Origin of the sequence: Tunturiibacter gelidiferens, assembly GCF_013410115.1 — a bacterium.
Classification (GTDB): Bacteria; Acidobacteriota; Terriglobia; order Terriglobales; family Acidobacteriaceae; genus Edaphobacter; species Edaphobacter gelidiferens.
Window position 1 is genome coordinate 1,652,429 of record NZ_JACCCV010000002.1, and the last position, 25,502, is coordinate 1,677,930.

The 25,502-nt window shown below is 54.9% G+C and carries 17 protein-coding genes and 1 pseudogene; 9 read left to right on the top strand and 9 right to left on the bottom strand.

All coding sequences use genetic code 11. The features are described 5' to 3' along the window. Nucleotides 1–528: 528 nt before the first annotated feature. The 5 genes from HDF12_RS18905 to HDF12_RS18930 form a co-directional block, all read right to left on the bottom strand. On the bottom strand, nt 529–1,290 hold the full coding sequence (locus tag HDF12_RS18905; RefSeq protein ID WP_179585912.1) for a hypothetical protein: 762 nt from the start codon (nt 1,288–1,290) through the stop codon (nt 529–531). 317 nt (nt 1,291–1,607) lie between these two features. After that, the gene (locus tag HDF12_RS18910; protein ID WP_179585914.1) at nt 1,608–5,144 is read right to left on the bottom strand and encodes a TonB-dependent receptor; all 3,537 of its coding nucleotides are present in this window, start codon (nt 5,142–5,144) and stop codon (nt 1,608–1,610) included. 1,364 nt (nt 5,145–6,508) lie between these two features. Beyond that, nucleotides 6,509–6,715, bottom strand: a complete 207-nt coding sequence (locus HDF12_RS18920) for a hypothetical protein (protein WP_179583712.1) — start codon at nt 6,713–6,715, stop codon at nt 6,509–6,511. 662 nt (nt 6,716–7,377) lie between these two features. Next, on the bottom strand, nt 7,378–8,886 hold the full coding sequence (locus tag HDF12_RS18925; RefSeq protein ID WP_179585916.1) for a hypothetical protein: 1,509 nt from the start codon (nt 8,884–8,886) through the stop codon (nt 7,378–7,380). Continuing rightward, nucleotides 8,883–9,203, bottom strand: a complete 321-nt coding sequence (locus HDF12_RS18930; protein ID WP_257025735.1) for a PadR family transcriptional regulator — start codon at nt 9,201–9,203, stop codon at nt 8,883–8,885. Before HDF12_RS18930 ends, HDF12_RS18925 begins: the two co-directional genes overlap by 4 nt. Nucleotides 9,204–9,278: 75 nt before the next feature. Between HDF12_RS18930 and HDF12_RS18935 the strand changes: the two genes are divergently transcribed. After that, the gene (locus tag HDF12_RS18935; protein ID WP_179585918.1) at nt 9,279–10,055 is read left to right on the top strand and encodes an ABC transporter ATP-binding protein; all 777 of its coding nucleotides are present in this window, start codon (nt 9,279–9,281) and stop codon (nt 10,053–10,055) included. 239 nt (nt 10,056–10,294) lie between these two features. After that, nucleotides 10,295–11,473, top strand: coding sequence for a hypothetical protein (locus tag HDF12_RS18940; RefSeq protein WP_179585920.1), 1,179 nt, complete (start codon nt 10,295–10,297; stop codon nt 11,471–11,473). A 74-nt stretch (nt 11,474–11,547) separates the two neighbouring features. Here HDF12_RS18940 and HDF12_RS18945 read toward each other — a convergent pair whose 3' ends face one another. Further along, nucleotides 11,548–11,757: a dihydrofolate reductase family protein gene (locus HDF12_RS18945; RefSeq protein ID WP_179585922.1), complete on the bottom strand. Its 210-nt coding sequence runs from the start codon at nt 11,755–11,757 to the stop codon at nt 11,548–11,550. Nucleotides 11,758–12,902: 1,145 nt separating this feature from the next. On the opposite strand from HDF12_RS18945, the pseudogene HDF12_RS22955 reads away from it, so the two are divergent. The 3 genes and pseudogenes from HDF12_RS22955 to HDF12_RS22960 form a co-directional block, all read left to right on the top strand. Next, a pseudogene (locus HDF12_RS22955) lies at nt 12,903–13,091 on the top strand (transposase); the annotation flags it as partial. Nucleotides 13,092–13,306: 215 nt separating this feature from the next. Then, nucleotides 13,307–13,924 carry a hypothetical protein gene (locus HDF12_RS22520; RefSeq protein ID WP_257025737.1) on the top strand — a complete coding sequence of 206 codons (618 nt, stop codon included), beginning with the start codon at nt 13,307–13,309 and terminating at the stop codon, nt 13,922–13,924. Continuing rightward, complete coding sequence (locus tag HDF12_RS22960; protein WP_373563987.1) at nt 13,812–14,171, top strand: transposase; 360 nt, start codon at nt 13,812–13,814, stop codon at nt 14,169–14,171. The genes HDF12_RS22520 and HDF12_RS22960 overlap by 113 nt, the downstream gene beginning before the upstream one ends. 318 nt (nt 14,172–14,489) lie before the next feature. Here the strand turns inward: HDF12_RS22960 and HDF12_RS22700 are convergent, their stop codons facing one another. Further along, a complete protein-coding gene (locus tag HDF12_RS22700; RefSeq protein ID WP_179585927.1) occupies nt 14,490–15,002 on the bottom strand; it encodes an ABC transporter permease in 513 nt (170 codons plus the stop codon). 680 nt (nt 15,003–15,682) lie between these two features. Here HDF12_RS22700 and HDF12_RS18970 point away from each other — a divergent pair. Beyond that, nucleotides 15,683–16,687 carry a VWA domain-containing protein gene (locus HDF12_RS18970; protein ID WP_179585929.1) on the top strand — a complete coding sequence of 335 codons (1,005 nt, stop codon included), beginning with the start codon at nt 15,683–15,685 and terminating at the stop codon, nt 16,685–16,687. A gap of 545 nt (nt 16,688–17,232) precedes the next feature. Then, on the top strand, nt 17,233–17,541 hold the full coding sequence (locus tag HDF12_RS18975; protein ID WP_179585931.1) for a hypothetical protein: 309 nt from the start codon (nt 17,233–17,235) through the stop codon (nt 17,539–17,541). Between the two features lie 345 nt (nt 17,542–17,886). Here the strand turns inward: HDF12_RS18975 and HDF12_RS18980 are convergent, their stop codons facing one another. Further along, on the bottom strand, nt 17,887–18,582 hold the full coding sequence (locus HDF12_RS18980) for a hypothetical protein (protein ID WP_179585933.1): 696 nt from the start codon (nt 18,580–18,582) through the stop codon (nt 17,887–17,889). A gap of 295 nt (nt 18,583–18,877) precedes the next feature. Between HDF12_RS18980 and HDF12_RS18985 the strand changes: the two genes are divergently transcribed. After that, on the top strand, nt 18,878–19,885 hold the full coding sequence (locus HDF12_RS18985) for a hypothetical protein (protein WP_179585935.1): 1,008 nt from the start codon (nt 18,878–18,880) through the stop codon (nt 19,883–19,885). A gap of 370 nt (nt 19,886–20,255) precedes the next feature. On the opposite strand, the gene HDF12_RS18990 is transcribed toward HDF12_RS18985, so the two are convergent. Further along, nucleotides 20,256–21,308, bottom strand: coding sequence for an AraC family transcriptional regulator (locus tag HDF12_RS18990; protein WP_257025738.1), 1,053 nt, complete (start codon nt 21,306–21,308; stop codon nt 20,256–20,258). A gap of 488 nt (nt 21,309–21,796) precedes the next feature. Between HDF12_RS18990 and HDF12_RS18995 the strand changes: the two genes are divergently transcribed. Then, nucleotides 21,797–25,312: an Ig-like domain repeat protein gene (locus tag HDF12_RS18995; protein ID WP_179585938.1), complete on the top strand. Its 3,516-nt coding sequence runs from the start codon at nt 21,797–21,799 to the stop codon at nt 25,310–25,312. The last annotated feature ends 190 nt before the right edge of the window (nt 25,313–25,502 follow it).

A 25,502-nucleotide genomic window follows, 5' to 3' on the forward strand; every position in this document is an offset into this window, starting at 1 on the left:
ACAGTTACCGTATTACGCAATGCACGTCCCCGCTCCAAGTCCGTTTGCCAAAACCCCAGCGAAAACGGATACCTACCCGTTTCAAAAAATTACTGCAGCGAAGTGCCCTTTTCAAACTATGTCTTGGCCTCCTTAGGAGGAATCACGACGGCGGAGCCATCTTATCCTGCGTATCTAGGCCGAGCAGCTTTGAACCCCAAAACAGCAAATCTCTCCACCTCTCAAAACGGGAGAAATCTTCCGTCTTTCAGCAACCCACTCGACGCATGATCTTCTCTGAAGATCCCACTCAACTGCTATTTCCCGCGGATTCCGGTCAAAATATCGAGAAACAAACAGCTGCTCCACAAGTGGCGGGACTAAATGGCGGTGGACGCAGTCTTAAGCGAACCGCTCTCCAACTCAATTCCCGTCAACAGGGAGAAATACAGGGATTTTTCGGCGTTTTATGGTTGACTTTATTGAAGCCGAAGCGACTGTATTGGCTTCATTGACGGAGACTTACCCTTTACTAGCATTTAGCAGTAGCTACATAGAACAGGGAATTAATCCTTGGGTATCAGGGAATTTAATTTGATGATTTGGGAAGATTGAGGTACTCTCCAACATTAAATCTAGCGTCTCCCTGCTCTTCACTATGGGACAACCAGTGGCCACCTTTGTGTCGACACCCGCTGCCGATTTGCTTGTATCGCTCAGCATTTGAGCTAGCGAATCTGCAACAACCCAGGCGGCGCCGGTCAGCGCAAGATTTAGTGCGCTTTCGGTCCAGTTGAAATGGCTCGAGGGATCGGCTACGAGCATCGGCCCGTTCGCCAACAAGCCGAAGGATGCAATCATAACCGTCAGCAGAATCCCTGCGAGTCTGGCCTGTATTCCTGTCAAGATTCCAAGGCCGGCCGCGATGAAGCAGACTCCGGTTACACAACCCCAGAAAACTTGCCCCGGCGGCAGCCATTTTGGGACCAGCGGGGCGGTGAGGTTCATATAAATAAAATGAGCTGCGCCCCATATCATGGAACAAACGCCGAACGCCATCCGGCCCAGCCGTGTGAGGCGCACGGTCAGTGCTCTGTCAATCTGGGCGATGGTGGCATAAACGATCAGAGCGCTCGCGGCGATCGCCAGTTGCATGGCGATGTTTTCGTAGGTGCCGTATACGGCGTAACCGCTGACCAGCAAACGGCCGTTCATTAGCAGGAGGACAAAGACGGCGTAGTAGCCGGTAAGCGCCGCGGCACCCCAGGCCGCGGTTTGGCGCCATTCGATGGCCGCCGCCGTGACAACCATAAACACGCCTGCGGAATAGGTAAGAGTTCGACCACTACCGGCACTCCCGTTGGTGTCTGTGCAGCGCAGACATGTTCATAGCTAACGGTCGCGCAACAGACGAACGCTAATGCAACAGACGCATATATGGTTGTCAAAGCTACACCTTGCTATCCCCACCTATTGATAATTCGCACTCACTCACATCCTATTCGAAACGTTTCTAGGCTTACAGATGAATAACCTCGATGCAAAATCCACTTGCGTTTCTTTTTTCAAATATAGGGCCGGCGACAGAGAAGTGTGTCGCCACCGCCGGCTTCTGGGTCGGTTGAAATTTAGAACAGCACCTTGAGTGCAAACTGATACTGACGGGGAATGTAGTTCGGATCAGTTGCCGAGATCTGTCCGAAGGCGGAGTTTCCAAACGCATCGCCTGAGTTGCCGTTTGGCATGTAGAAGTTTGGCGTGTTTGAGATGTTGTAGGACTCCGCGCGGAACTGAACACCCAGACGTTCTGTGACGGGAAAGGTTTTGAAGATGGACAGGTCCACATGGCGGAAGTCTGGTCCGAACAGCGAGTTGCGCTGAGTATTACCAACTGTGCCGAGTGGTTGAGGGGCAAATGCTGCCGTGTTGAAGAAGTGCGAATTGGTCTTGTGACTGAGCCGGGCGTCCATGATCTGGTTGGGACGATCCTGCCCTCCACTGTTTTGCGGGGTCGCACGGTTGTTGAAGCCGTGTGCTATACCGTCGCTCTCGATAGGATTGTCGGCACCGGCGCCGGTTTCGATGATGGTAAAAGGCTTACCACTCTGCCAGACCACGATCGTGTTAGCTTGCCATCCGGAGAGAAAGGCTCTCTTGACGCCGGTGAAGTCTTTCCCATACTGCAGTTCGTAGTTCAGACTGAGGGCGAAACGGTTTTGAATGTCAGTCTCCGCATTGGCGTACTCGATCTGACGGATGCGGGTCGGATCTGCGTCGCTCCAGCCCTGGTTACTACCTTGCTGAGAGAAGCCAGTGATGTCGCTCAGCGCCTTGCTCCAGGTGTAGTTCGCATCGAATGCCAGCCCTTTGGTAAAGCGACGCTGGAAAGACGTCTGCAGACCGTTGTAGTTCGATATACCCTCGCTCGCGATATAGCTGACAGTACCGACATTGGGAAGCTGAGCTTGGAGTTGATGTGCTCCTCCCACAGGATTAGACGGACTGCCTACAGGAGCCAAGGGGTTGAATGGTGCGGGTTGGTTGATGTTGTTAATTGATTCAGGCAGATGCTGGCCGACGTTACCGACATAGCCGATAGTGAAGACGTTGGCGCCGAACTGCTGCTGAACCTGCAGATTAAACTGCTGGATCATCGCCGACTTGAACTTCGGAGCTTCGGCTACGAACGCCAGGCCAGTAATGCCGGCTAGGTCGGTTATGTTGGGCGGAACAGGAGTTGGCAGTCCCTGGTTGATCACTCCTGGTGCGCCTATCGTCGCGCAGTCCGGGTTTTGGCCTGCAAGAGCACCTTGACTAGTTTCAATCTGAACCGCAATGGTGGACTGGCAGTTGGGGCTGAAGATTGAGGTGAAGGGAGGGTTCTTCAGGTCTGCGTTGGAGGTGTAGTTTCCTGGAAAGTAGCTTATTCCATAGCCACCGCGCACGACGGTTCCCGGCGTCAATTCTGCTGAAAAACCGAGGCGCGGGGCGACGTTGGAGTAATCGGTCGGGATGTTTACCTGTGAGTTGACACCGTTAACATTCGCTATCTTCAATGCCTCTTCTATGTTTGTAGGGGATAAGGTGACAGCCTCCGGAAAATCAAAGTTCGAAATACGGTTATGTGCTTCGGTGAATGGGGTGAAGACGTCGTAACGAATTCCCGCAAGCACTGTCAACTTCTGGCTAACCTTCCAACTATCCTGGACGAAGCCACTCGGCTCCCAGCTGCGGTAGTCAGGAGGAAACAGATTGAAGTTGCGAGTTTCTGATGCGTAGGCTCCGACCAAGGTCGACGCGAGCTGGTTGTTCTGGGTCTGTAACTGGGTAGAGGCGCTATCGCTGGGCAGATTGAATTGGTAAGCACCGACTGCGGAAGCGCTTTGAACGTTACGAGCCTGCCTGCGAATGAGGGCGAGACCTGCTTTGATGCTGTGGTTTCCCTTGGTCCAGCTCACGACACCGGAATAGAGGAAGGTGTTGTCGATGTCCTGAAGAGGAACATACGCGCCGTCGCCGATGTCGCCGAAGGGGCCAACTGAAACCGGCGTCAGGGAGTCGGCATAAGGACTGAAAGAGGTCATGCTCGCGGGGAACCCAACCGCTTGATCGGCATTCAATCCGTAGTTGAGTGGAAGGGAGAGATTGTTGATCCGCGTGAACGCTGCTCTGAGATCAAGCAGGAGGGCTGAGTTGAAGATGTGAGTATAACCAAGAACATATTGCTGGGCCACATCACTTGCGGGACCATCAAAATTGAATCTGCCGCCGCTTATCTCGAAGCCATTCACGGTTCCAAAATTCGGCGGTGTAAAAGTGTTGACGGTGTTGTAGGTAAAGCGTGCAAAGAGGAGGTTGCTGTCGTTGAACTTGTAATCGACCCGTGCGTCGTATGTGTTGTAGTTCTGTATTTTGTTTGGGCTGATCGTGAAATTTGGCGAACCAGCCGCGGCACCAGGGTTCGTCGGCGCCGGAAAAAGTTTCAAATAAGCTAAGGTGAGCGGATTGATGCCATTGACTAGATTCGGGCCCGTGAGATAGCCACCCGAGGGAGTCAATGTGCCGTTACTGGTCGACAACAGCGCCTGGGGCGATCCGCCGTTGAGGCTGTTAATGTCGTCGTACTCAGCGAGAGTTGGTACCGTGCCTGTATCTGTGACACCGCTAACCTGCCGGAACCCTTCATAGTCAAAATAGAAAAACATCTTATCTCTGAATACCGGTCCGCCGATGCCACCGCCAAATTGGTTCTGGCGCAGTTCGGGCTGGTTTCCGGTGGTTTGAAGCACGTTACGGGCGTCGAAAATGTTGTTGCGGAAGAACTCGTACACGCTACCGTGGAAAGTGTTTGTCCCAGAGCGCGTGACTACATTGACGACACCGCCGGCAGTGCGCCCCACTTCCGCTGCGTAGTTGTTGGTCTGGACCGTGATCTCTTGGATGCCTTCGACGTTCGGCTTGACTCCGATCGTTCCGATAATACGTTCGTTATCGTCGACTCCATCTACTACCCAGTTGTTGAGCGTATCGTCCTGACCGTTGACGGACAGGCCGGCGGCGTTGGAGCGGCGATCATCTGGACGCATACCGCTGCTAAGTCCGTTACCGGCACCCTCGTTGGCGCCCGGAACGAGATCAACGAGCTGAACGAAGTTGCGGCCGTTCAAGGGAAGGTCCTGCACTGCCCTTGCAGTCACGGTAGAGCTGACCGTTGCGTTATCCGCCTGGAGAAGAGGCGTGCTTGCCGTGACTTCGATGGTGGTTGACTCTGAACCAAGCTGAAGGCGGATGTCGTTACGCGCGCGGTCACCTGCCTCCACCGCGATGTCTTTGGTGGATGACACCTTGAAGCCTCCGGCTTTGACGGTAACGGAGTAGTGTCCGACAGGGAGGAGCGTGAAATTGTATTCACCAGAGCTGTTGGACTGAGTGGTGCGCTTTTCGTTGGTTCCCAGGTTGTTCAGGGTCACAGTGGCGTTTGGGACGACCGCTCCGGTGACATCTTGCACTGTGCCTAGTATGTCGGCGGTGTTCAGTTGGCCGAGGGCCGTTGCGGTGAAGAGGATCGAGAGCGCCAAAAGAAAGACTGCGCTTTTCCATCCCTGGAACATTGTGCGTCCGCACTGGCCTATGCGGTCAATCGTATTGATCAAGTTGCGTTTCATGGTTTGCTTCTCCCATATGTTTTTGGTTTGAACACGTACGGGATCAACCTTAGGATCGGGCCACTTGAAATCACAGAGCCAGTTCGAAATACTTTCGTATATCCACAGCCGCGAGCTTCGCGATCTTTTATGGCGTCGCCTTTGGTGGCCAACACAGAGCGCGACAGATTGAGCCAGGCCAAATAAAGTGCCCGCTAATGCACAATCCTACTTAGAACGGATCATGACAGGACCACCATGAATGGCCCGTTTCGCATTGGTTACCGCGAGAACTGTAACGGGCGTTCGATCCGGGACCTACGCAAACTCAAATCCTTTGAACAGGCGTGCTCCAAGTACAGCGCCTTCGATTCCCTCTCCGATTCAGGGGACAATTTTTTGGTCGGCTATCGGATTAAGCGGGAACTGACGGCGATGCCTCGGTTGCGATTCGACGCAGATGCGGCAAGGTCAATCTGATTGTCCATAGACCCTGGCTAGCTCCCTACGGATCAGGTCAAACACCACTGTCTCCACACGAAGTAATGAGGTTTGACTGAACTCCGGCGCCCGGGCTGATCATAAATCGTCGTGCTGCGTAAGTGCGCTGAAAGCCGCGCCAAACAAGGAGATTCTCATGAACACTGAAGAGAAAGATCGGACTGGGCGACAAGCGAGTTAGCTAACTCGGCGCCGAAAAGGAGGGTCCAATTAAGTGCCTATGCTACTTTGCTTCAGGGGCAAAGGTGAAAAAATGCAATCGTCGATAACGCCATTAGAAGTTACATATCTCCGTACTACATCCCTTGAAGCCTGACCCGCGAAACCCCAGAGTTCATAGCGACAGACAAGTTCGCCAGATCTCTCAAAGCATCGAGTCGTTTGGATTCAACGTCCCGCTTCTGATCGATGACCAGCAGATGGTGATAGCGGGCCATGGCCGACTCCAAGCGCGCGCAGGCTGGGGTGGGAGACCGTGCCAGCCATTCGACTGAGTCATCTCACCGAGTGGCAACGCACAGCGTTTCTGATTGCCGACAACTGCTTGACCGATAACTCTTCTTGGGATGAGCGGATGCTCGGCGAGCAGCTCAAGATCCTCTCCGAACTGGAACTCGACTTTGATCTAGTGGCGATTGGCTTCGAGGTTCCTGAGATCGATCTCCTTATCGATGGTCTCAACACAGTGCCCGAGGCCGATCCTGATGATCATTCACCAGAGATCGCGGAGTCTCCAATCACCGTTGCAGGTGATCTATGGCAGTTGGGCAAGCATCGTGTCCGATCCGCCCTACAATGTGGCCATTACGGGCATGTTACCGGACTCGGCAAAGTTCGTCATCGAGAGTTCGGTATGGCATCGGGCGAGATGAACTCCGCCGAATTTACCGACTTCCTTCGTAAGGCCATGACCACAGCGCCACCGGCTCTCTTGCCTCGGTCTCCGGCTGTAGTTCCTCTCCCGCAAAGCCGAACCCACCCACCCCAATCTCAACTCCCGGCACCCCGTCTGGCCTCCAGTCCGTCACCGTCACAGCAGCCGATACAGCGGGAGGCCATCCCACTCCACCAACATCCAGTTCACAATCCACCCTCTGGCTCCTTCCGGAGCGGTCCTTCCCCCTTGCCGCATCCACAGGGTAGCTCAGCGTCTAGAGAGTGCTCCCTGTTCGCGACAAGCGAGGTTATGGGAACTACGAGTACACGAAAGCGAAAGGGGCGTTTTCTCTTTCGAGATCTCGCCCCCTGCTTTCCGATTTTCGAAGACCCGGTTCGGGATCCGGATCACAACTGATTGCCACTTCAGAATTATTTGGTGACCGCGAGCGGAGCCCGCGCTCCCCAAACATTACTGTCATCACATTCGTTGTAAGAGCTTTCTCGTTCCATCCATAAGCATCCAGTTTCCTGAGTGCTCCGTGAGTCCCGTCGCCGGTTCTCCAGATGGACTTTGTCGACCCTCTCCTACTGGAAGATTTCTCCTCCGTTGATTCGTAAGATACTCGTGATCCGCTCGAAAAGCATCGAATGCCACGTCTATTTTTTTGTGCAAATAATGCCCGTATTGTGGAAATTGGATCGGGAATGCGTGAAGTGGATCGACTGACTGCAGGTATTGGCGTCGGGTCTGAATTTCGGTTATTCAATGTCCAGTCAATCAGCTCCGCCGACATTTTCTTCAGGTTCTTATCAACTTGCCGCAAAGCCGAAATTTCAGGGAGCTTCGCCGCGCTCTCTCAAATCTGGGCGATCGTCAGAAGTAGCCCGGCGTCTCAAACGCGGGTTCGGTAAACAAAACCTCCCAGGACGCATCGAGATACAACCACCTCTGCTCGCTAAACCAGCTCGTAGCCATCTCGGGAACATGCAATAAGCCGTGACCGCTGACGCAGATCAGCTCCGTTCCATTCCAGGCCAAAAAGCTTCTGGAGGGTTGGCCCACCCGAGCGGGATTGCTCAACTTCCCAAGGCATACCGGACACCGTTGCCGCTGGTCACGTAGACTCCAGCGTAGTCCGAAGAGACACACTGAAAACGCAGACATCAGCTGAATGTACTCTGACGTAACCGGATCCATCCCGCTGCGTATATGAGCGAGATCCAACGACACGAAGTAAACGATCGGGAGCAGCAGCGCCAGTTTGCAACCAAGAAAACTCCAACGGCGAACTCTGGTGAACCAGGAAACCCGTCGCGAACTGGCGCGGTACTCCCCAAGGGGTAGTGACGTTGTCGCCGGTAGCGCTAGGCAAGCCAGCAGCACAGCGAAAAGAAAGACATCTCCCGGCCCTCTGGTTCTCTCAGTAAGCGACTGACAGAAGAAGTCATCCGCAGTTCCCGCGGGTGTAGGCGCGGACATGTGCCAGCCCTCTCCCCATTCCGCATGCGACCTTTGAAGACGTGCCACCACAAAGCCGAGATCCTTGGAGAAGCCCATATCCTGCGGGAGCAGCAACCAGGCATCCACCTGTCCTGGCAGCCTCCACGCGCCTGTACTCACCACTCCACTCACCATAGCGGGGTTCGACCCAACCTTAACAACGCGCCCAAAGATGTGGGGATCGCCGCGAAATCGCCTCTTCCACATCCGCTCGCTGAGGATCAATCGCGGAAGCGAGCCGGGAGCCTCTCGCGAGAAGCGCACGCGCAAACCGAGCAGACTAAAGAGGTTTGAACTCATGGAAGCAATCGATCCAACGAGGGGAGTAACAGATACGCTGTTCTCAAGTACCATCGGCTGCTGAGCGATCTGATAATAAGCAAAACCGCTAAACAGCTCCTGTCGTCGCCCCTTCCAGACCTGGTACTGCGGGGCCGTAATCGTCGGCACAGAATCGTCAGAAGAGTGCTCGTCGCGAAGCAGCATCAGGTTTCGCGTATCGCGATAAGCCGAGAAGTGCAGGATTGCCAGAACATCCGGCAATAGCATCGCAACACCATAGCTAATCGCGATCAAGCCAAAGAGCACCTGAACACACTGCGTCGCAGATCCCATCGTCGTAGCCAAACGTATGCGTCGTTGTTTGAACTGCTCTCGAAAGCAAAGCGCATCCGGAAAGGCTCCAAGGCAAAACGCCGCAGCCTCTCGCTCCGCCATCCACCAGAGACCATACTCCGCAGCATACGCTCGGCGTACATGCCAAAGCTCCGCTCGCCACTCTCTCCACCACGCCTCTCGCTGCCGCCCAGGCACCAGCCACGAAGCGCCACGTAGAAGTGCGAGACACAACAACTCGCATAGAGCCGAAGGACGTAGCGTCATACCTGCTCCTCCTGCTCCGAAGGAATTAACTTCGCAAGCAGTGGATAGCGCCTCCGCGAAGCCTCGAGCGTCGCCTTACCCGACCTGGTGAGTTTGTAATACTTTCTCGGCGGTCGTTGCTCCGCATCTGCGATAGCCTGCTGTTCCCAGCTCGACCGGATCAACTCATCGCGCTCCAGCCTTCTCATAGCCGGATACACCGTGCCGCTCGGCAGGCCAGTCATCTCCATCACGCTGAAGCCGTAACCATACCCGGCGTTCACCGCCTGAAGAATCATCGCCGCCGTATGCGAGAGCTTGGTCTCCGCAGTTGCCATGGCAGAACTATACCTATGTAGTAAGCTACTTGAGCCCCTATTCCGAATGCTACATAGGGTACAGAGGTACTCTGCATGCTCGAAGTCAAAGCACTCTGCAAAAGCTACCGCGGCCTTCCCGCAATCGACAACGTCGCCTTCACCATCCGCGCGGGCGAGATCGTCGGATACGTCGGCCCCAACGGCTCCGGCAAATCCACGACCGTCAAAATCGTCACCGGCCTCCTTGAGCCCAATACCGGCCAAGTGCTCTTCGAAGGCAAGAGTATCCGCCTCGACCTCGACGGCTATCGAGCCGCCTTCGGCTACGTGCCTGAAGAAGCGCATGTTTACACCCATCTCTCCGGCCTCGAATATCTCCAATTAGTGGGGCGCCTGCGCGAGATGGAAGAGCCTCTCATCGACCTCAAGGCGAACCGCCTCCTCGCACTTCTCGGCCTCGAGTCCTGGCGGCGGCACTCGCCCATCTCGCTCTACTCCAAAGGCATGAAGCAGCGCATCCTCATCGCTGCCGCGCTCCTGCATGACCCCAAGCTCCTCATCTTCGACGAGCCCCTCTCCGGACTCGACGTCCTATCGGCCCGGCTCTTCAAAGATCTCTTGCAACAGCTCGCCACCCAGGGCAAAGCGATCCTCTACATCTCCCATGTCCTCGAAGTCGTCGAGCTGGTTTGCCATCGCGTCATCGTCATTGCCAAGGGAAGGATCCTGGCCGACGCACCTCCCTCCGAACTAAAAACCTCCCTCGCGCTGGCCAACCTCGAGAGCGTCTTCGCGCAACTGGTCAAGCAGCAGGACACGCAGAGCGTTGCGCAGCAGCTCGTCCAGACCATGGCGGTGCATCATGTCTGAGCACGCCGGCCTCTTCGCCCCACCTCGGCATTCCGTCCTCTCGCTCGCCGTGCAGGCGCAGACTACATCTCCCGCGCGAGTACAAAGCAGGTTCGAAGTTCTGGTGCGCCACATCCTCCACCGCTTCTTCCACAATGAACTTCTCGCCTCAGACGACGAGACCAAGCGCGTCATGCAGATCGCCGCTGCCGTCGCATTGCCAACTCTGATCGTTTCGCTCTTTCTCTTTCCTGCGTACCATGCCTTCCCGCCCGCCCCCCTTGCATCGTCCCTTCTGGTCGCAAGCAGGCGACCACTCTTTCTACGTCGTCTACTCCTTCGTCGTCATGGGAGCAGTCACCGTCTACGAGTGGGATCTACTCTTCCCCGACATTCTGGACATCTTCGTTCTCTCGGTTCTCCCCATCCCCAGCCGCACACTATTCTTCGCTCGCGTCCTTGCCCTCGCTATCTTTCTCCTCCTAGTTCAACTCGGCACCAGCATCCTGGGCACGCTCTTTTTTCCTCTCGCCGCGGAGCAGCACAACTTCTTCCGTCATCTCTTCTCACACTTCGTCGCCGTCACCATGAGCGGAATCTTTGCCGCAACCACCTTCCTCTCCATTCAGGGCATCCTCCTCAACGCTATCGGCGAAGGCTTCTTCCGCCGGATCACCCCGCTACTCCAGGGCCTCTCCATCATGGTCTTGCTGGCGATCCTTCTACTCTGCCCCACCGTCGCAGGATCGCTCGAAGCTCTTCTGACCTCCGGCAGCCCCGCCATCCGCTACTTTCCGCCCTTCTGGTTTCTCGGCATCTACGAGTGCCTCCTCAACGGACCATCAAACCCTGCCATCTTCCACGCTTTGGCGCGAACCGGATGCTCCGCAGTCCTTTTATCGTCGGCCTGTACTTTGCTGACCTATCCTCTCGCCTACCGTCGCCGCGTCCGTCAGCTCATCGAGGGGTCAGCCGCAACCAGTGCCAAAGGGCAGGGACCCAATCCCATCCGCCGCCTCCTCCACGCCACCATCCTGCGCCATCCCTCGCAGCGAGCCGCCTTCCACTTCATCAGTCAGACCATCCTGCGCTCTCAGCGTCAGCGCATCAGCCTCGCCATCTTCGGCGGTCTCAGCGTCGCTCTTGCCCTGGCACAGATGGTCACTCTCCAGGTCGAACCCGGCCACGCCCACACAACCCTGCAGCCCGATGGCATCCGCTCTGCAATCCCGATCATGGCCTTCTTCACCGTCGCCGGACTTCGATCCGTTCTCGCAGCGCCAGTCGATCGCCGAGGATCATGGCTCTTCCGCGTCCTCATCGGGCGTCCGCGCTCCGCCCATCTCGCCGGAGCCTACCTCTGGATCTCTCTCGCGACCTTCCTCATCGGAAGCAGCACCGCTCTTCTACTTCACAGCCTCTCACCCCCAGCCAGATGAGGCCGACGAGTTTCCGCAGAAGTTGGGGCTACGCGATTTCTGAACGGAAGCGGTGTTCCTTGAAAACGGAGTTTTCACCAAGTTCGACGCACCGAACTTTCTGGACAGGTGAACTTGCTCAAAACGTCGCAGGTCTTGCCGTACATCTCGTTTACTATCTGTAACCCTGCAGGCGAGCGATACGGCGCGGTCCAGTCGCCGTATGGGAAATCGTCCTGCGGACCGCTGGTCGTCTGGATGACGCCATCGAGCGAGATATGCTCGATGATTTTGAGTTTGCGCATATTGATCTCCTATAAATGCTCGGTTTGCGCCTTCGTGAGGGACTACCTAGGACCGAATGAACGAAGAGCAAAAGCCGGCGGACAACAGTTCGACGAGGCTTTCACCGCCAAACGCGGCAAGTGACAGACTGTGCGAACTGGATCCAGCGAACAACGAGACAGCAGCTTCGACCAGTAATTAAGTATCGTATTGCCTTGCAACCAACATACTCGCCGTCTGATTTCTGGACTGATGTACATCCTCAGCGGCTGTGCATCGATGGACATATTCGAAGTCTACTGGCGGCGGTCCGCTGATTTCTCTCCATAAACTCGCTTATCAGTAGTGATGTCATCGTACTTCCCGCAAAACGGGGTTATCGGTATCTTCGATGGTTGAACTTGCCGAAATCCGGACATTTCAGGAACTTCGGATCTTCCGAATTTCCCGTCATTCGGGAGCAACGCGGAATTGTGTGTTTGTGCAGAGCTCGATGAGCGCATTGGCGATTTAGCGACAGCTAAGAGTAGGCGGAGGCTTGAAGTCTGGTGCTCACTGGAGTTCAGATGTGCCTTTGGAGCTTCTGTACTTCGCGATGGCATAGCAGATTCTGCCGCGGTCCACTACAGCCTGGCCCAGGCGCTTGTACGCACGGATAGAAAGCAGGAAGCTGCGCGAGAATTTCAGTGGGCAAACCGCCTCGACCCAACTATAAGCCGCCGAAAAACTAGACCAGATTCAGAATTGCCATGCCCACTCTTTTGGCAGGCTGTCTTCCTGAATTCGTATCGCCGAGTCCGTCAGTCACTTGAGTGAACACAGGGCGAGATTTGTGGATGAACGGCAATCCGGGACGGATTCATCTGTGTCAAGCTAAGACTAGTCTCCTCAAGTCGGCTTGAATTTACTGTTTTCGTTGACATTTCTATTGTTCGGATCTCATTTGGCGCTAACAAGCGTGGGTGTTGAAAAAGTCGGTACGAATCAGCTGATTTTCATGAGATTCGTATGGCAATGGGAGATGGTCAGCGGCATAGTTTGACCATGCTGTTTGCATCATCATTGTCGGAGGACTAACGCTCATGATGGTCAGCACACCCGCTCTGAATCGCTGTTCTACTACTTCCGACTGGATGATCAGGTACCAGAGAATCATCTGTTGCGGTTGGTTGATAAGCATATCGACTTCGGCTTCGTGCGTGATCGTCTAGAGGACAGCTATAGCGAAACTGGTCGTCCGTCGATCGACCCGGAGTTGCTGTTGCGAATTCTGTTGATTGGTTATCTGTACGGGATTAGCTGCGAACGCAAGCTCGTTGAGGAACTGCGCATGCATCTTGCCTGGCGCTGGTTCACAGGTCTCGGTTTCGACCAGGAAGTCCCGCATCACTCCACATTTTCGAAGAACCGCCATGGGCGATTCCAGGAATCGAAGGTGTTCGAGCAGTTGTTCGAGGAGGTTGTTGCCCGATGCCTCACAGTTGGACTGGTGCGTGGAGACAAACTATCGGTCGATGGACTTTCGTCGAGGCAAACGCTTCGAAGGAGAGCCGCATCCCGCGAGAGCAGTTGGCCGAAGCCGCGCAGATCAACCGAACGGTGCGTGAGTACCTGGCTGAGCTTGAAATGCAAAATCCAGTCGAGGAGCCGACACATAGCCAGGACAAGGTGTTTACCACCGATCCGGACTCCACGTATGCAACAAAAGGCGGCACGCTGGCGCGTATGGGTTATTACAACAACTATCTGGTTGATAACCACAGCTGTATCGTTGTGGGCGTGCAAGCGAGAGGTGCTCGACTGAGTGAGGAATCTCGAGCCGCAGAGGATATGATCGCTCGCTTCTCTCAATGGCAAGGCAGGAAACCGCAGTCCACCGCTGCCGATGCGAGTTATGGCAATGGTGAGTTTTTGCAGTGGTTGATGGATCGGGAGATCACTCCTTACATGCCCACCAGGGATGCTGTCGGGCGAACGAGAAGTCCCTTCCACGGTCCGGAGTGCTTTACTTACTTACCGGAGAGCAACAGCTACATCTGTCCGGCGGGTCAGCAACTGAACTATGGCGGGCGCAATGAGGGGAACCGCACGTTCGGCTATATCGGAACGCGCAAAGTGCGGCCCGTGCCAACAGAGATCCCAGTGCACGACTGGACCGTTCCGGTATCTTGCCATCCATATGAATGAAGCAGCTCGACAGCGAGCACGAGATCTCCGGACGACACCGGAGTTCGAACACGCGCAACGGCAACGGAAGAAGGTCGAAGCGCTGTTCGCAGAACTAAAGAGTCACATCGGTCTTCGTCGTTTACGCCTGCGCAGGTTGAAGTTCGTCCGAGAGCAGTTCTTCCTGGCGGCCACCGCCCAGAACATCAAACGATTGGTCCGGTTCCTCTCCCGGACAACGACACCACTGATACCTGCCACTGCATAGGTGCCAAGAAGGGGCTACCGACTAAGTCAACTGCGGGGTTCGAAACCCCAAACGCCCAAAACCGCACCGACTTTTTCAACACCCACAAGCCTTAGCACTCATCGAAGCGCGGCGTTTCAGGATTCCCGACGGATTGTCGGCAATACGGACATTTCGGGGTTACTTCCGGATGCCGGTTGTTGCTCGCTACAGAGTTCGCGATTTCTCGTCGCAATTTTCATCTTTGACGGAGAACGATCGCAGGGCGTGCGGCATCGTCTCACTCTCGTTCGTGCAGAGCCTCCGCGATTGCAGGGCAGTTTGACAAGGTCTCTAGGGTCAGTAGACGCGCCTTCCGGTGATGGTGTATTTTGCGTCGGGAGGATCCTCTGAGACGATCACCTTCTCCTCCGCAGGTTTCATCGCTTCCGTAGCTTTCATCGCCTCCGCAGGCCTCTTCGCCTCTGCAGATCTCATCGCCTCTGCACGTTTCACCGGCTCTGCTGGTTTCATCGGCTCCGCAGGTTTCATCGCCTCTGCAGGCTCCAGCGGGTCCGCAGGTTTCAATGCCTCTGCAGGCTCCAGCGGGTCCGCAGGTTTCAATGCCTCTGCAGGCTTCTTCTCCTCTGCGGGCTTCTCTGGGATCATCGCCCACGCGAAGCCGTGCGCCAGCCACAAAAAGAAGCTGGCGAAGAGGCACACCAAAACAAGGCCAGCGAAGAGAAATACTACCTGGCCTTTCGTGTTGGCGGCGGCATACAACCCGATTGAGAAGAAGGCGACGGTTGCGAATGAGAAGCCGCCCGCGAAGCGCCCAAGTCGACGCGATAAAACACTCATGCGATTACTCATTTAGGTCCTCCGTCGCTTGCGAAATAGACCCTGGAGAGCTTATTGAACAGAGCCGCTTACCTGCCCAGATAGGTTGCACCCTCCGTCTAGGGCTTCAAGTCTATCCCGATTCTTCGAGGAGGGTTAGTGTGCGAATTACCAGTTCGTAGACTTATGAAGAGGCGGAGGTTCGGGATTCGCGGCAGCGGGCTCAAGGCTTCGATTCGGAACGCTGCACAAGTTGTAGGCGGTGTCGGTACGGACCGTGCGGCCCACGTCTCGGATGAGATGTGAGCCCTGTTTCCTGAGCCAACAGGTCAAAGCAGCTCATTAACGGGTTCTGAGCGGATTGTCGGCAATACGGAAGTAATCATTTTCCTCTTGTAGTGCACGAAAAAAACGGGGTTTTCACCAAGTTCGACGCACCGAACCTTCTGGCCAGGTGAACTTGCTCAAAACGTGACTTTTCGGGAGATTCGTAAATCCTGTTACCGTAAATAGTAGAAAATTCATTGGAATGAAAAAGCTCTCCTGGGTGAGCAGCGGATCTCTCCCGCCTGCTTCATACTCTGGAGTGTCACCACCGTGATGGAACTTGCCGTCATGGCGCATTTCAGCAGAAACGTAAACCAATGATGCTGGTTCCGCTGAGCGCCCTCGGTGAAACATAGGTCATCGCTAAGTCGTCTAACTTAGACACGATGCAGTTAAAGCTCCGCAAAATCGTTGCTTTCGTTGGAGTTTGGAGTTGCGCTGCGTTTGCACAGACGACGCTGCATACGACGACGACGCTCGTGTTTGTGCCGACGCTTGTGCAGACTCCAGACAAAGATCTGGTGTTCTCACTTCGAGCGGAGGATTTTGTGCTAACGGACAATGGGGTTCAGCAAAGGGTGACGCTAGAGGAGCAGGCGAAGCGGCCGCTGTCGCTAGTAGTGCTGATGCAGACGGGTGGTGATGCGCGTGGGCAGTTCCCAAGTTATGCACATCTCGACACAATGATTGCTGAGCTGCTGGGCGAGGCTCCGAACGAGGTGTCGATTGTGAACTTCGACAGCCAGCCGGAGGCGGCCTCTCCTTTTACAACGAACGTCGCGGAATGGGGCGATGCGATTGATCATCCTGAGGCGGGGGATCGAGGAGCCGCTACCTTCGACAGCCTGGAGTACGGACTTGATCTGCTTCGGAAGCGTCCCGCGGGTAATCGTCATGCGATTTTGTTGTTGAGCCAGGAGCATGATGTGGGGAGCAAGATGCCGCTGAAGGAGGTTCTGCGGGAACTGGGTGAGACGAATACTGCGATTTACAGCGTAACGTTTTCGGCGGAGAAGACGGCGGCGCGGCAGGCCTTCAAGGATCCGGGGTCTTTGAATAAGCCGCTGCATGTCGGCGAAGGAGACTACCAGGCTTACTTCAACCTAAGCGAGCCTCTGCGTTTGATCCTCGGTGCGATGAGCAAGAACACATCGGCTGAGGTTGCGACGTTATCCGGGGGCGAGTGGAGCAGCTTCGATAATGCGCAAGAGCTGGCGCAGGATCTCGGTGGTTTGACGAGTCATCTTCACAATAGCTATGTCTTGAGTTTTACGCCGACCTCTTCGGAGCCGGGGTTGCATACGATCAAGGTACGGTTGGCTCATCATCCGGAGTTGCTGGTGTCGGCGCGGAGCAACTATTGGGCCTCTGAGCCGTCGATTCAGAAATGACAAAGCGTTGACAAATAAGTCTATAAGCGGAGTGCAGGTGAGGTATCGGTATGGCCTGCTGATAGTCTCGACTGCTTCCCTTCGCTCATAAACACCATCCTTCAATAGAAAGGTTCTAGTAGATGGTGTTGCGTCGACCTATCGAATGCACCTGACTTTCCGGAAACTTCACCCAAGGATAGTGGGATACGCGGCGGCAGGCATCTTGTTTACTTGGTCTAAAGATGAGGTCTTCATGTCCACGGGCGGATCAATAAGCGCCTTCACTGGTTGCAGGCCAGTGTACTTCTCTACTATTATTGCGCGCAGGTCATGGGTAAGGGGCGGTCTGGTCCACACGATCGCGATTGACCAAATCCGATAGACGGGCGACTTCACGGCCCACCATCAAGCAGGTTTGCCGCGCGACAGCATCGCAGGCTGGCACGGCCCTCGCGAAAGTGCCGTTCGTCCGTCAACTTCACTCTCCATTGACGGACTCGAAACACAATCAACTGTCTTGGGGGCGGGGCCCTCAACAAACGATCTACAACCGGAGGGTTGCTATGAACCTTACACAAGAACAACGTGATCAAGTCGTTGCTGAAGCAGGGAAATTTGCCACCAACCTTCACCTCAGTGGCGATCAAAAAGAAAAGCTGCAAAACGCCTTTACAGATGCTCGCTCCAAGGTGGGCGACTATCTCAAAGACCATCCAAACATCACAAAGGCCGACATCGCCAAACAGGTCGCCGGCCATCGGGACCAGATTCGCCAGCGTGTGGTGAACTTCCTGACCCCGGACCAAATGAAGATGTGGGACGCTGAGATTGCCAAGGCCAAGGAGTTCCTTGGTCAGAATTTGGCATCCTAAACGCATCTTGGATCTCCTCGGCGGCGACGACAGACATTGGTCGCCGCCGGGTTTACCAACCTGGGCGGCGGGTGGCCATTCTAGCCACAACAAAACTTGGATGGCGTGAGACCCCTACATGGAATTCAACCCATACATGGATGCCCATTCAAGTAGTCTCACCAAAGAATGCAAGCGTGAGAGGATGACATCGCTCCTTCCGAGTTCATCGTGCAGGATTCTACGTCCCGACTCGGCGAGTAGGTGGCTTCCGCGCTCGTGGATTCTGTAGTCCCTGAAAACGGAGTTTTGAGCAACATCAACCTTGAAGACGCCGCAAAGAGGACTTTGCAGCAACATGGCGAACTAATCTGAGTGTCCGAATTCCAGATATGGTTTAGAAACAGACTCAATCACGTCTTCAGGACTTTCTCCGAATGAGTTCGGCGTTCCGGCTGCGGCTTTAAATCGAACGTCCACTTTGATGTACTGGCAGTCGAGAAATACATAAGTTCTCTGCAAGCGGGTCGATAGGCCACCTTCGGTGGTAAGGACACGATCAAGATCTTTTCTCGTCATCCCTGGATGAATACTGTTGAGTCTGTCTAGAACCTTTGCAATCCAATCGGTCCGTTCCTGTTTGTACGTAGGACCCTCCGGGACGGATTCGTCCCGCAGTTGCGATTGGCTCTTCGCCCACTGAGGCAGTCCACTCGGCTCTGAGATGCCAGAGATCCTTTCGACCTGTTTTCCCGATGCCGTGTCATACAGGACGAAGTTGCCGCTGGGTCCCTGTGCCCCGAAATGAACGGCAAGCTGTTTGCCGTTTCTCCAAAAATGCCACTCCTGGATCGACTCTCCCGTCTCAATGGTTTGCGGCTGCTCGCCTTTCCGATAGATCTGTATCTGGCGTGGTTCAGAGAAGTGCTCGGGTCGGCGATCCCATACCAAGCAGACGAGGGTTGTATTGTCAGCGTTACCTCTAATCTCGGAACAGTGTCTCTCCTTCACGCCCGGAAGAATCGAAGTCTGGGCACCGCCTAAGGAGCAGGCAAGCACCATGAAAAGGATCGGCCCCCATAGGAGGGAAGCCAGAAAAAGAAAGCGAATGGTTCTCGATGCCGGCATCAGTTCCACGGGATCACCCTTTGTACAACGTTGTGCGTCAGTAGGATATGCCCTCAAGGATAGGAACGAATTTCACAGTGGTAATAAGCTAACCGCGTTCCCGGAAACGGCATTATGAGAAACTTCGACCTTGAACTTGCCGCAGAGGTGACTTCCCAGTACTAACATCGGTGAAGACTCCTTGCGCTTGCCTGCGCCGTACAATAGGCACTGACGCGGAGAGGCTCTCATGCGTGCTTTGAAGTGGATCCCGGCGGCAGCATCCCTCTTACTAATAGGAGCTAGCTCTGGACAGGATATAGCGCGAACTGATGCGCGAAGCGATGGGTTCAATGGGCCGCTGAAATCGGTTCTTTCAACAACCGTCCGTCATAACATTGGGTGGCGCCAGCCAGACGGGATGGCCCTTATCTGGCCGATCGGCTGTCAGGAATGCTACTACGACCCCGATGGTGCAAGAGTCAGATCGGGCCAACGATCTGCCGACGGGTTCCAGGGCAACAACATTCTCCTCAGTCGTGACGCGCAAGGCCACGTCTTCGACCGCCGCATACTCGACGCCTCAAGCGGTGCCCTCAAGGTACACGACGTCCTTGGCCCGTTCGGCCTGACGGAACAGACCTACTACGAGCGGGGCAAGGTCACTTCCTCGCGAACAATTCGCTACGATCCGTTTGGGTACATCAGCGAAACGGCTTCATTCGCAGGCAGTGGTCAACAAACTGAACATTCTCACAGTACCTACACCGAGGAAGGGGTTCTTACCGAGGATTCCGCTTGGGGCAGGAACGGTCAGCTGAAGTGGCAACAACTCATCGACCCGGAGAAGCACACAGAAAGCTTCAACACTTTCGATGATGCTGGCATGCTGAAGCTCGCCTGGACGCGGACAGACGACAAGATGGCCTCTTTCTGGGAACGCTCAGACGAGGGTAACCAATATGGAGATTGCCTGGGAGACGACGAGGACAAGAACGGAACGAGAGAAACCCATTGCTTCGCCAACGGAAATCGCGAGCGGGCGGTGATTCGTGAGCAGTTCGTGGAACCCAAATCACACGACCTCAAGAGCGCCGAGTGGCGCGACGGCGACGGCAAGCTCCTCTACGCCGCCTACTACGATTACGAGGTAGACAGCCGTCGCAACTGGACTCGCCGCAGCATATGGGTCATATCCCCTGAGCTTCCCGAACGCAAGCTCTACGAGGAAGACACCCGCATCCTCGTCTACTGGTAAACGTCGCTCCTTCCAAACCCAAGCTATGGCCACCAATGCTGTGAAGAGAGTGGCACATCAGTCGGACACTAGGATCTGATACGCCCTGTCGGTAATGAGAAACGCGCTTGCGTTTACTAACCAACCGAACGCCAGGGGCCGAGTCCCAATTTAGGCGCGAGCCGAAGTTCCCGAAAAACGGGTTGTCGGCAACTTCGACCCCAATCCCCATCTGGGAACTTGGGGTTTTCTGTGTTCTATTCTGATCGAGGCTCAAACGAAACAGGGAATTAAATCATAGGGATCAGGGAATTGAATTTTGACTATCTGGGTTAAATCCAGTCTCCAGGTGGCGTTGTTCCCTCGGTGCAAAGCGATTCACATTATGTCTCTAAAAGGCGAAGCCGGCGCAAGTGTCCGCTTCCCTTCCTAGCTTCGCTCTCCACTGGCTCGGAGTTACCCCCGCCCATCGCACAAACCCACGCGTGAGTATGCTCGGGTCGGCGTAGCCAACGATGGTGGCGATATTAGCGATTGTCATCCGGGTGCACTCAAGCAATTGCTGAGCATACTCGCACCGCGTCTCGTCCAACACCTCCTGAAAATTCACCCCTGAAGCATTTAGCCGGCGGTCGAGCGTGCGACGGCTCATACCTAGCTGTTCCGCAATCGTAGTAGCAGAGAAATTACCCCTTATGAGCGCTACCCGCAGTTCGCGCCGAAGCTGGGTGACTAGATCGATATAGCCAGCGTGCCATAGGGTCTGAATTCGCTTCTCGATGACGATCCGACGCCGAACGTCGGCACCCGCAATCGGCTGATCAAGCATTCTTCGCGGAAAAACTACAGCGGTTTGATCGGCGTTGAAGGCAAGCTTGACCCCAAACGAATGCCGATAGTGAGATACATCTCTGGGCTCGGATCGGGCTAATAGAACCTCCAGAGCGGACGCCTGGCCTGTACCGGCAAGCTCGCTAAAGATGGTGAATGCCCCCATGGCAGCGCCGTCGCAGATTAGATACTGACCGGGTACGTTTGGCTGGTAAACAGCGTACCCGAAGAACGCGTGCATCTTATCTTCCAGCAGATATGTGACACCTCCGTGAGCGTTTCGATGCTGATTGATCGCAAAATCCTGCAATGCAACGCGGAGCGTCGGCGAATTTCGCATCAGTTCGCCGAGAAGTCCAAGAGTTTCGGTCCGGATCTGTCGACCGATTTCTAGCCCAAAATGTGAACACCGAGTCTTCTCGCAGGACAACTGAGAGAGCAGCCCCATTGCTCGGTAAGGAATCGTTCCATCCGGATTCTCTAGCGCGGACGCACTCAGACCAGCAGCGGCCAACACTACTAACGGGTCTACGTCGAAGCGCCTAAGAAGCTCAGGCAGGCAAGAGAGAAAACCCACTCTTTGGAGGTTCTCGGGTAAATGCGGTTGAGGCATCTCGTTAGCTCTTCTTCCGAAACGGAGCCGTCTGGTCCCAACAAATATTTAGAAATTTTGTCCATTATAGTCAAGTGCTTCTACGCGAGTCAGACTATAGTCGATTCGAACTCATAACTAGCCCGCTAACCTTGTGAAACATGCCCCAAAGAGCCTGACACCCTTGTGCGTGTTCGGTGCGGGCAATGGCGCAAGGGTGCGATTGTGCCATGTGTTGAGGGTTGGTCAGGACAGCAAACTGAATTGATAGATACGACTGCACCGCCGCGGAACCGTTGTGCCGCGCCTCTTCGGAGGTGGGGCTAAGGTCAACGAGCGGAATCACCGCTTCGCATGGTCACAACATCGGTAAGAACTGGAACCAGCCACGCCTCGGACCAACGCGTCGTGATGCCCTGCGGTTCGCACCAACACGGTCCCGCTTCAAGCAGCAGGTTTGGTTATAGCAGGTCCACAGAAGGACCAGAAACACTCATACGGAGAAACTCATGCACAGAAACAACCGTTGTAGAAACGTCGCCAAGGTTATGGGTCTTGCGATATGCCTGGTTTTCGGTCAAGCAGCAAAGGCTCAATCACGAATCACCGACTCAATTCAGAACGCGGAGCGCGTCGCAGTCAAAGGCAGCAGTCCTGACCGACTCATCTCGGTGAGCCAAGACATCGGACGCCTCTCCTCCAGCCAAAGTCTTGGTCGGATGGTACTTCTGCTGGCGCCAACGGCAGCGCAGGATCAGGCCGCGGCCGATCTTATCGCCTCTCAGCATGACGCGTCTTCTCCCTTATTCCACAAGTGGCTGAGCCCGGCCGAATTTGGCCAACAGTTCGGAGTCGCCGATACCGATTCTTCTCAAGTCAGTCAGTGGCTTCAGAGTCAGGGTTTGAACGTTCACCATATCTCACAAAGCCGCCGCTTCATCGTGTTCAGCGGTAATGTCGCACAGGTCGAGAACGCGTTCTCGACGCAGATGCACTCGTATTCCTACAAAAATAAAACGTTCATTTCGAACTCCAGCGATATTCAACTTCCTGCAGCCCTACGCAACGTCGTCAGGGGTGTCGTTCGGCTGCACAGTAATCCATCTTCTCCCGCTGTATTGAGCGGAACGAAGGTACACTTCAAAAAGGTTGGCGGCCAATTTACCTTTGACGACAGTTCGCATGGAATCGCCCCCGCCGACTTCGCGAAGATATATAACGTGCAGCCTCTCTACAATGCTGGAATTAACGGTACGGGCCAGACGATCGCCATTGTCGGTCGCAGCAATATAACCATTCAAGACATACGTGATTTCCGCAACCTTCTCGGGCTTCCCGCGAATGATCCTCAGGTCATTATCAACGGAAACGATCCCGGGATAACGACTGATGTCGACGAGGCAACGCTCGATGTCACCTGGTCGGGCGCAGTAGCTCCGATGGCAAAGATTGATTTTGTCATCTCTCAAAGCAACTTCGCTGATGGAGTAGATGTCTCTGCAGAGTACATTGTCGACAATAATCTAGCTCCGGTCATGAGCACCAGCTATGGATCATGCGAGACTGACTTAGGCCCGGTCGAAAATGCCTTCTACTTTTCACTCTGGCAGCAGGCAGCTGCACAGGGAATTACCTCATTTGTATCTGCTGGAGACAACGGCGGTGCAGGCTGTGACGCACCTGCGGGCGGAGTTTATTCTTCCGGCATCCTTGCTGTTAACGGAATTGCATCAACACCCTACAACGTCGCCGTTGGTGGTACCCAGTTTGAGGATACAAATAGCCACAGCAAGTACTGGAGCGCGACTAACGATCCAACCACCGGTGAGTCTGCGCTCAGTTACATTCCAGAGATGGCATGGAATGAAAGCAGTAACGATCCAAATAGTGTTTTGCTCTACGCAGGTAGTGGTGGCGTAAGCAGTCTTTACGCGAAACCCAACTGGCAGACCGGGGTAGGTGTTCCCGATGACGGAGCACGCGACCTGCCCGACATCTCCCTCACTGCTTCACTTCACGATGGGTATCTTGTATGCCTGAATGGCAACTGTGGTTACGGCGACTACTTCTTCACCTTTGGTGGCACCTCTGCCTCGAGCCCAGCCGCTGCTGGCGTCATGGCGCTGGTGAATCAGAAGATGGGCGGTCAGCCGCAAGGGATGGCCAACTACGTCTTCTACCGACTTGCCAAGGTCTCTGGGATCTTCCACGACACGACCAAAGGCAACAATAAAGTACCCGATCCCAACGGCCAGTACACCGTCGGATACGATGCAACTTCCGGCTACGACCTGGCAACCGGACTTGGCTCGATGGATGTCAATGCCCTGGTCAACCATTGGAAGTCCGTTGCATCCAGCGGAGCTGGAACCGCTCTAACCCTTGCACTTGGCGCCGGACAAAAAGCTGCCGTAGTACACGGTATGCCGATCAGCTTTCAGGCCACCGTCGCCTGCTCTGCTAACGGAACATGTTCTGCTCCCACCGGCGCCGTAACTCTTTCAGCTGCTTCATCAACAGCTGCAACCGTGGCAGTAGGCTCGGGCGAACTCCTACCGCAGGTAGGCTCCAGCGAAGCTAACATTTTGACCTCCGTCGTCCCCGGCGGCAGCTATAACGTGAGTGCTCGCTATAGTGGCGACGGCAAATACGGACCAAGTACTTCTAACTCGGTCCCTGTAAGCATCTCCGCCGAGAAGAGCCAAACGTTTGTCGGATCGGTTGGGGGAGGTACCTTCACAACTGGTCCCATCTCGGTGGGATACGGTCTGTCCTGGCCAGTCGGGATCATCGTGGCAGGAAATTCGGGCTACGGCTTTCCTTCCGGTCAGATGACCATGACGGCGGACGGGACACCCATCACTACCGGCGGAGTCTACAACTACGCAACGGGAGTCTTCGCCCCCAGTACGATGACGTTGAACTATGGCGAGAAGACCATCACGAAAGCTGGCCTTCCAACCAGCCAGTCGAGTACTATCCCTTATGTTCTGCCATCGCAGATGCTAGGCGCGGGCTCTCACCAACTTGTGGCATCCTACCCCGGCGATCCAAGCTTCGGAGCCAGTCAGGGAAGTTATACCTATACGGTTAGCCAGGCACAGGGAGCCATCTTGGATTTCTTTCCTGTCGGAGACACCGTCGCAAATGTTCCCATCCAGCTAGTCGCACAGATCGGATTTACCAACGGCGGCTTCGCACCCTATGGAGGAGTAATTACTGTCTCTGATATCACCAGCGGAAAGCCCGTTGTTTTAGGCAAAAGCAAAGTTGACAGCACGCGGTATGACGGTTACTGGACAACCAACGTCACAGTGACTACTCCAGGCACGCGAACCCTGAGGTTGGACTACACCGGCGACAGTAACGTCAAAGGCACATCGTCGACCTACTACGTACCATTCACAGCCATAGATCCTTCCAGTGTGAACTTCAGCACTGACGTTATAACCTCATTCGGTGGGCAACCCGTCACCCTGACCGCCGCGATCGGCTCAAATGTTTCGTTGCACGCCGCTACTGGAACGGTCACCTTCTACAACGGCACAACCGCCATTGGATCGGCTAAGGTTCCCAAGAGTGGAACTGTGGTCCTTGTTACCCGCAAGCTCCCTGCTGGCAACAACAGCTTGACAGCAAGCTATTCAGGCGATGCCGTTCTCACACCTTCTGTGTCATCCCCAATTTTGGTGGCGGTCGCGGACTATATCCTCCAAGTCTTACCTTCATCAATCAAACTCAAGCAGGGCAGCTCCGAAAGCGTTACTCTCGATCTCATCCCACAAGGTGGCTTCACGAATCCTGTTCAACTAGCCTGTTCGAATTTGCCCAAAGATGTCACCTGCAAGTTCACCAAATCGACTGTCACCCTCGATGGCATCAATCCTGCCTCGGTATCCCTGACCTTGAAAGCTGGCAAATCCGCGGAGGTTATCAATAAAGCCGTCCCAGTCATCATTACAGCGACTAGTGTGGCTGGAACCACTCCGAAACAATCCACACTTGATCTAACCATCAAGAAATAGAAATAGAAAAGAACAATTCGACTTCATTGGCAAGGCGTCACGATGATGTGGCGCCTTGACCTTTTGTTAAGCTTCGACGAGGCTACTCATTGAGCTATCCGCCGCACTCGGCCCGGGGTGTGTGGTCAGCATGGCCATCGCCTTCATCATTAGTATCTGGCCCAGCTGAGGCAGGGTCGGTCTGATCTTG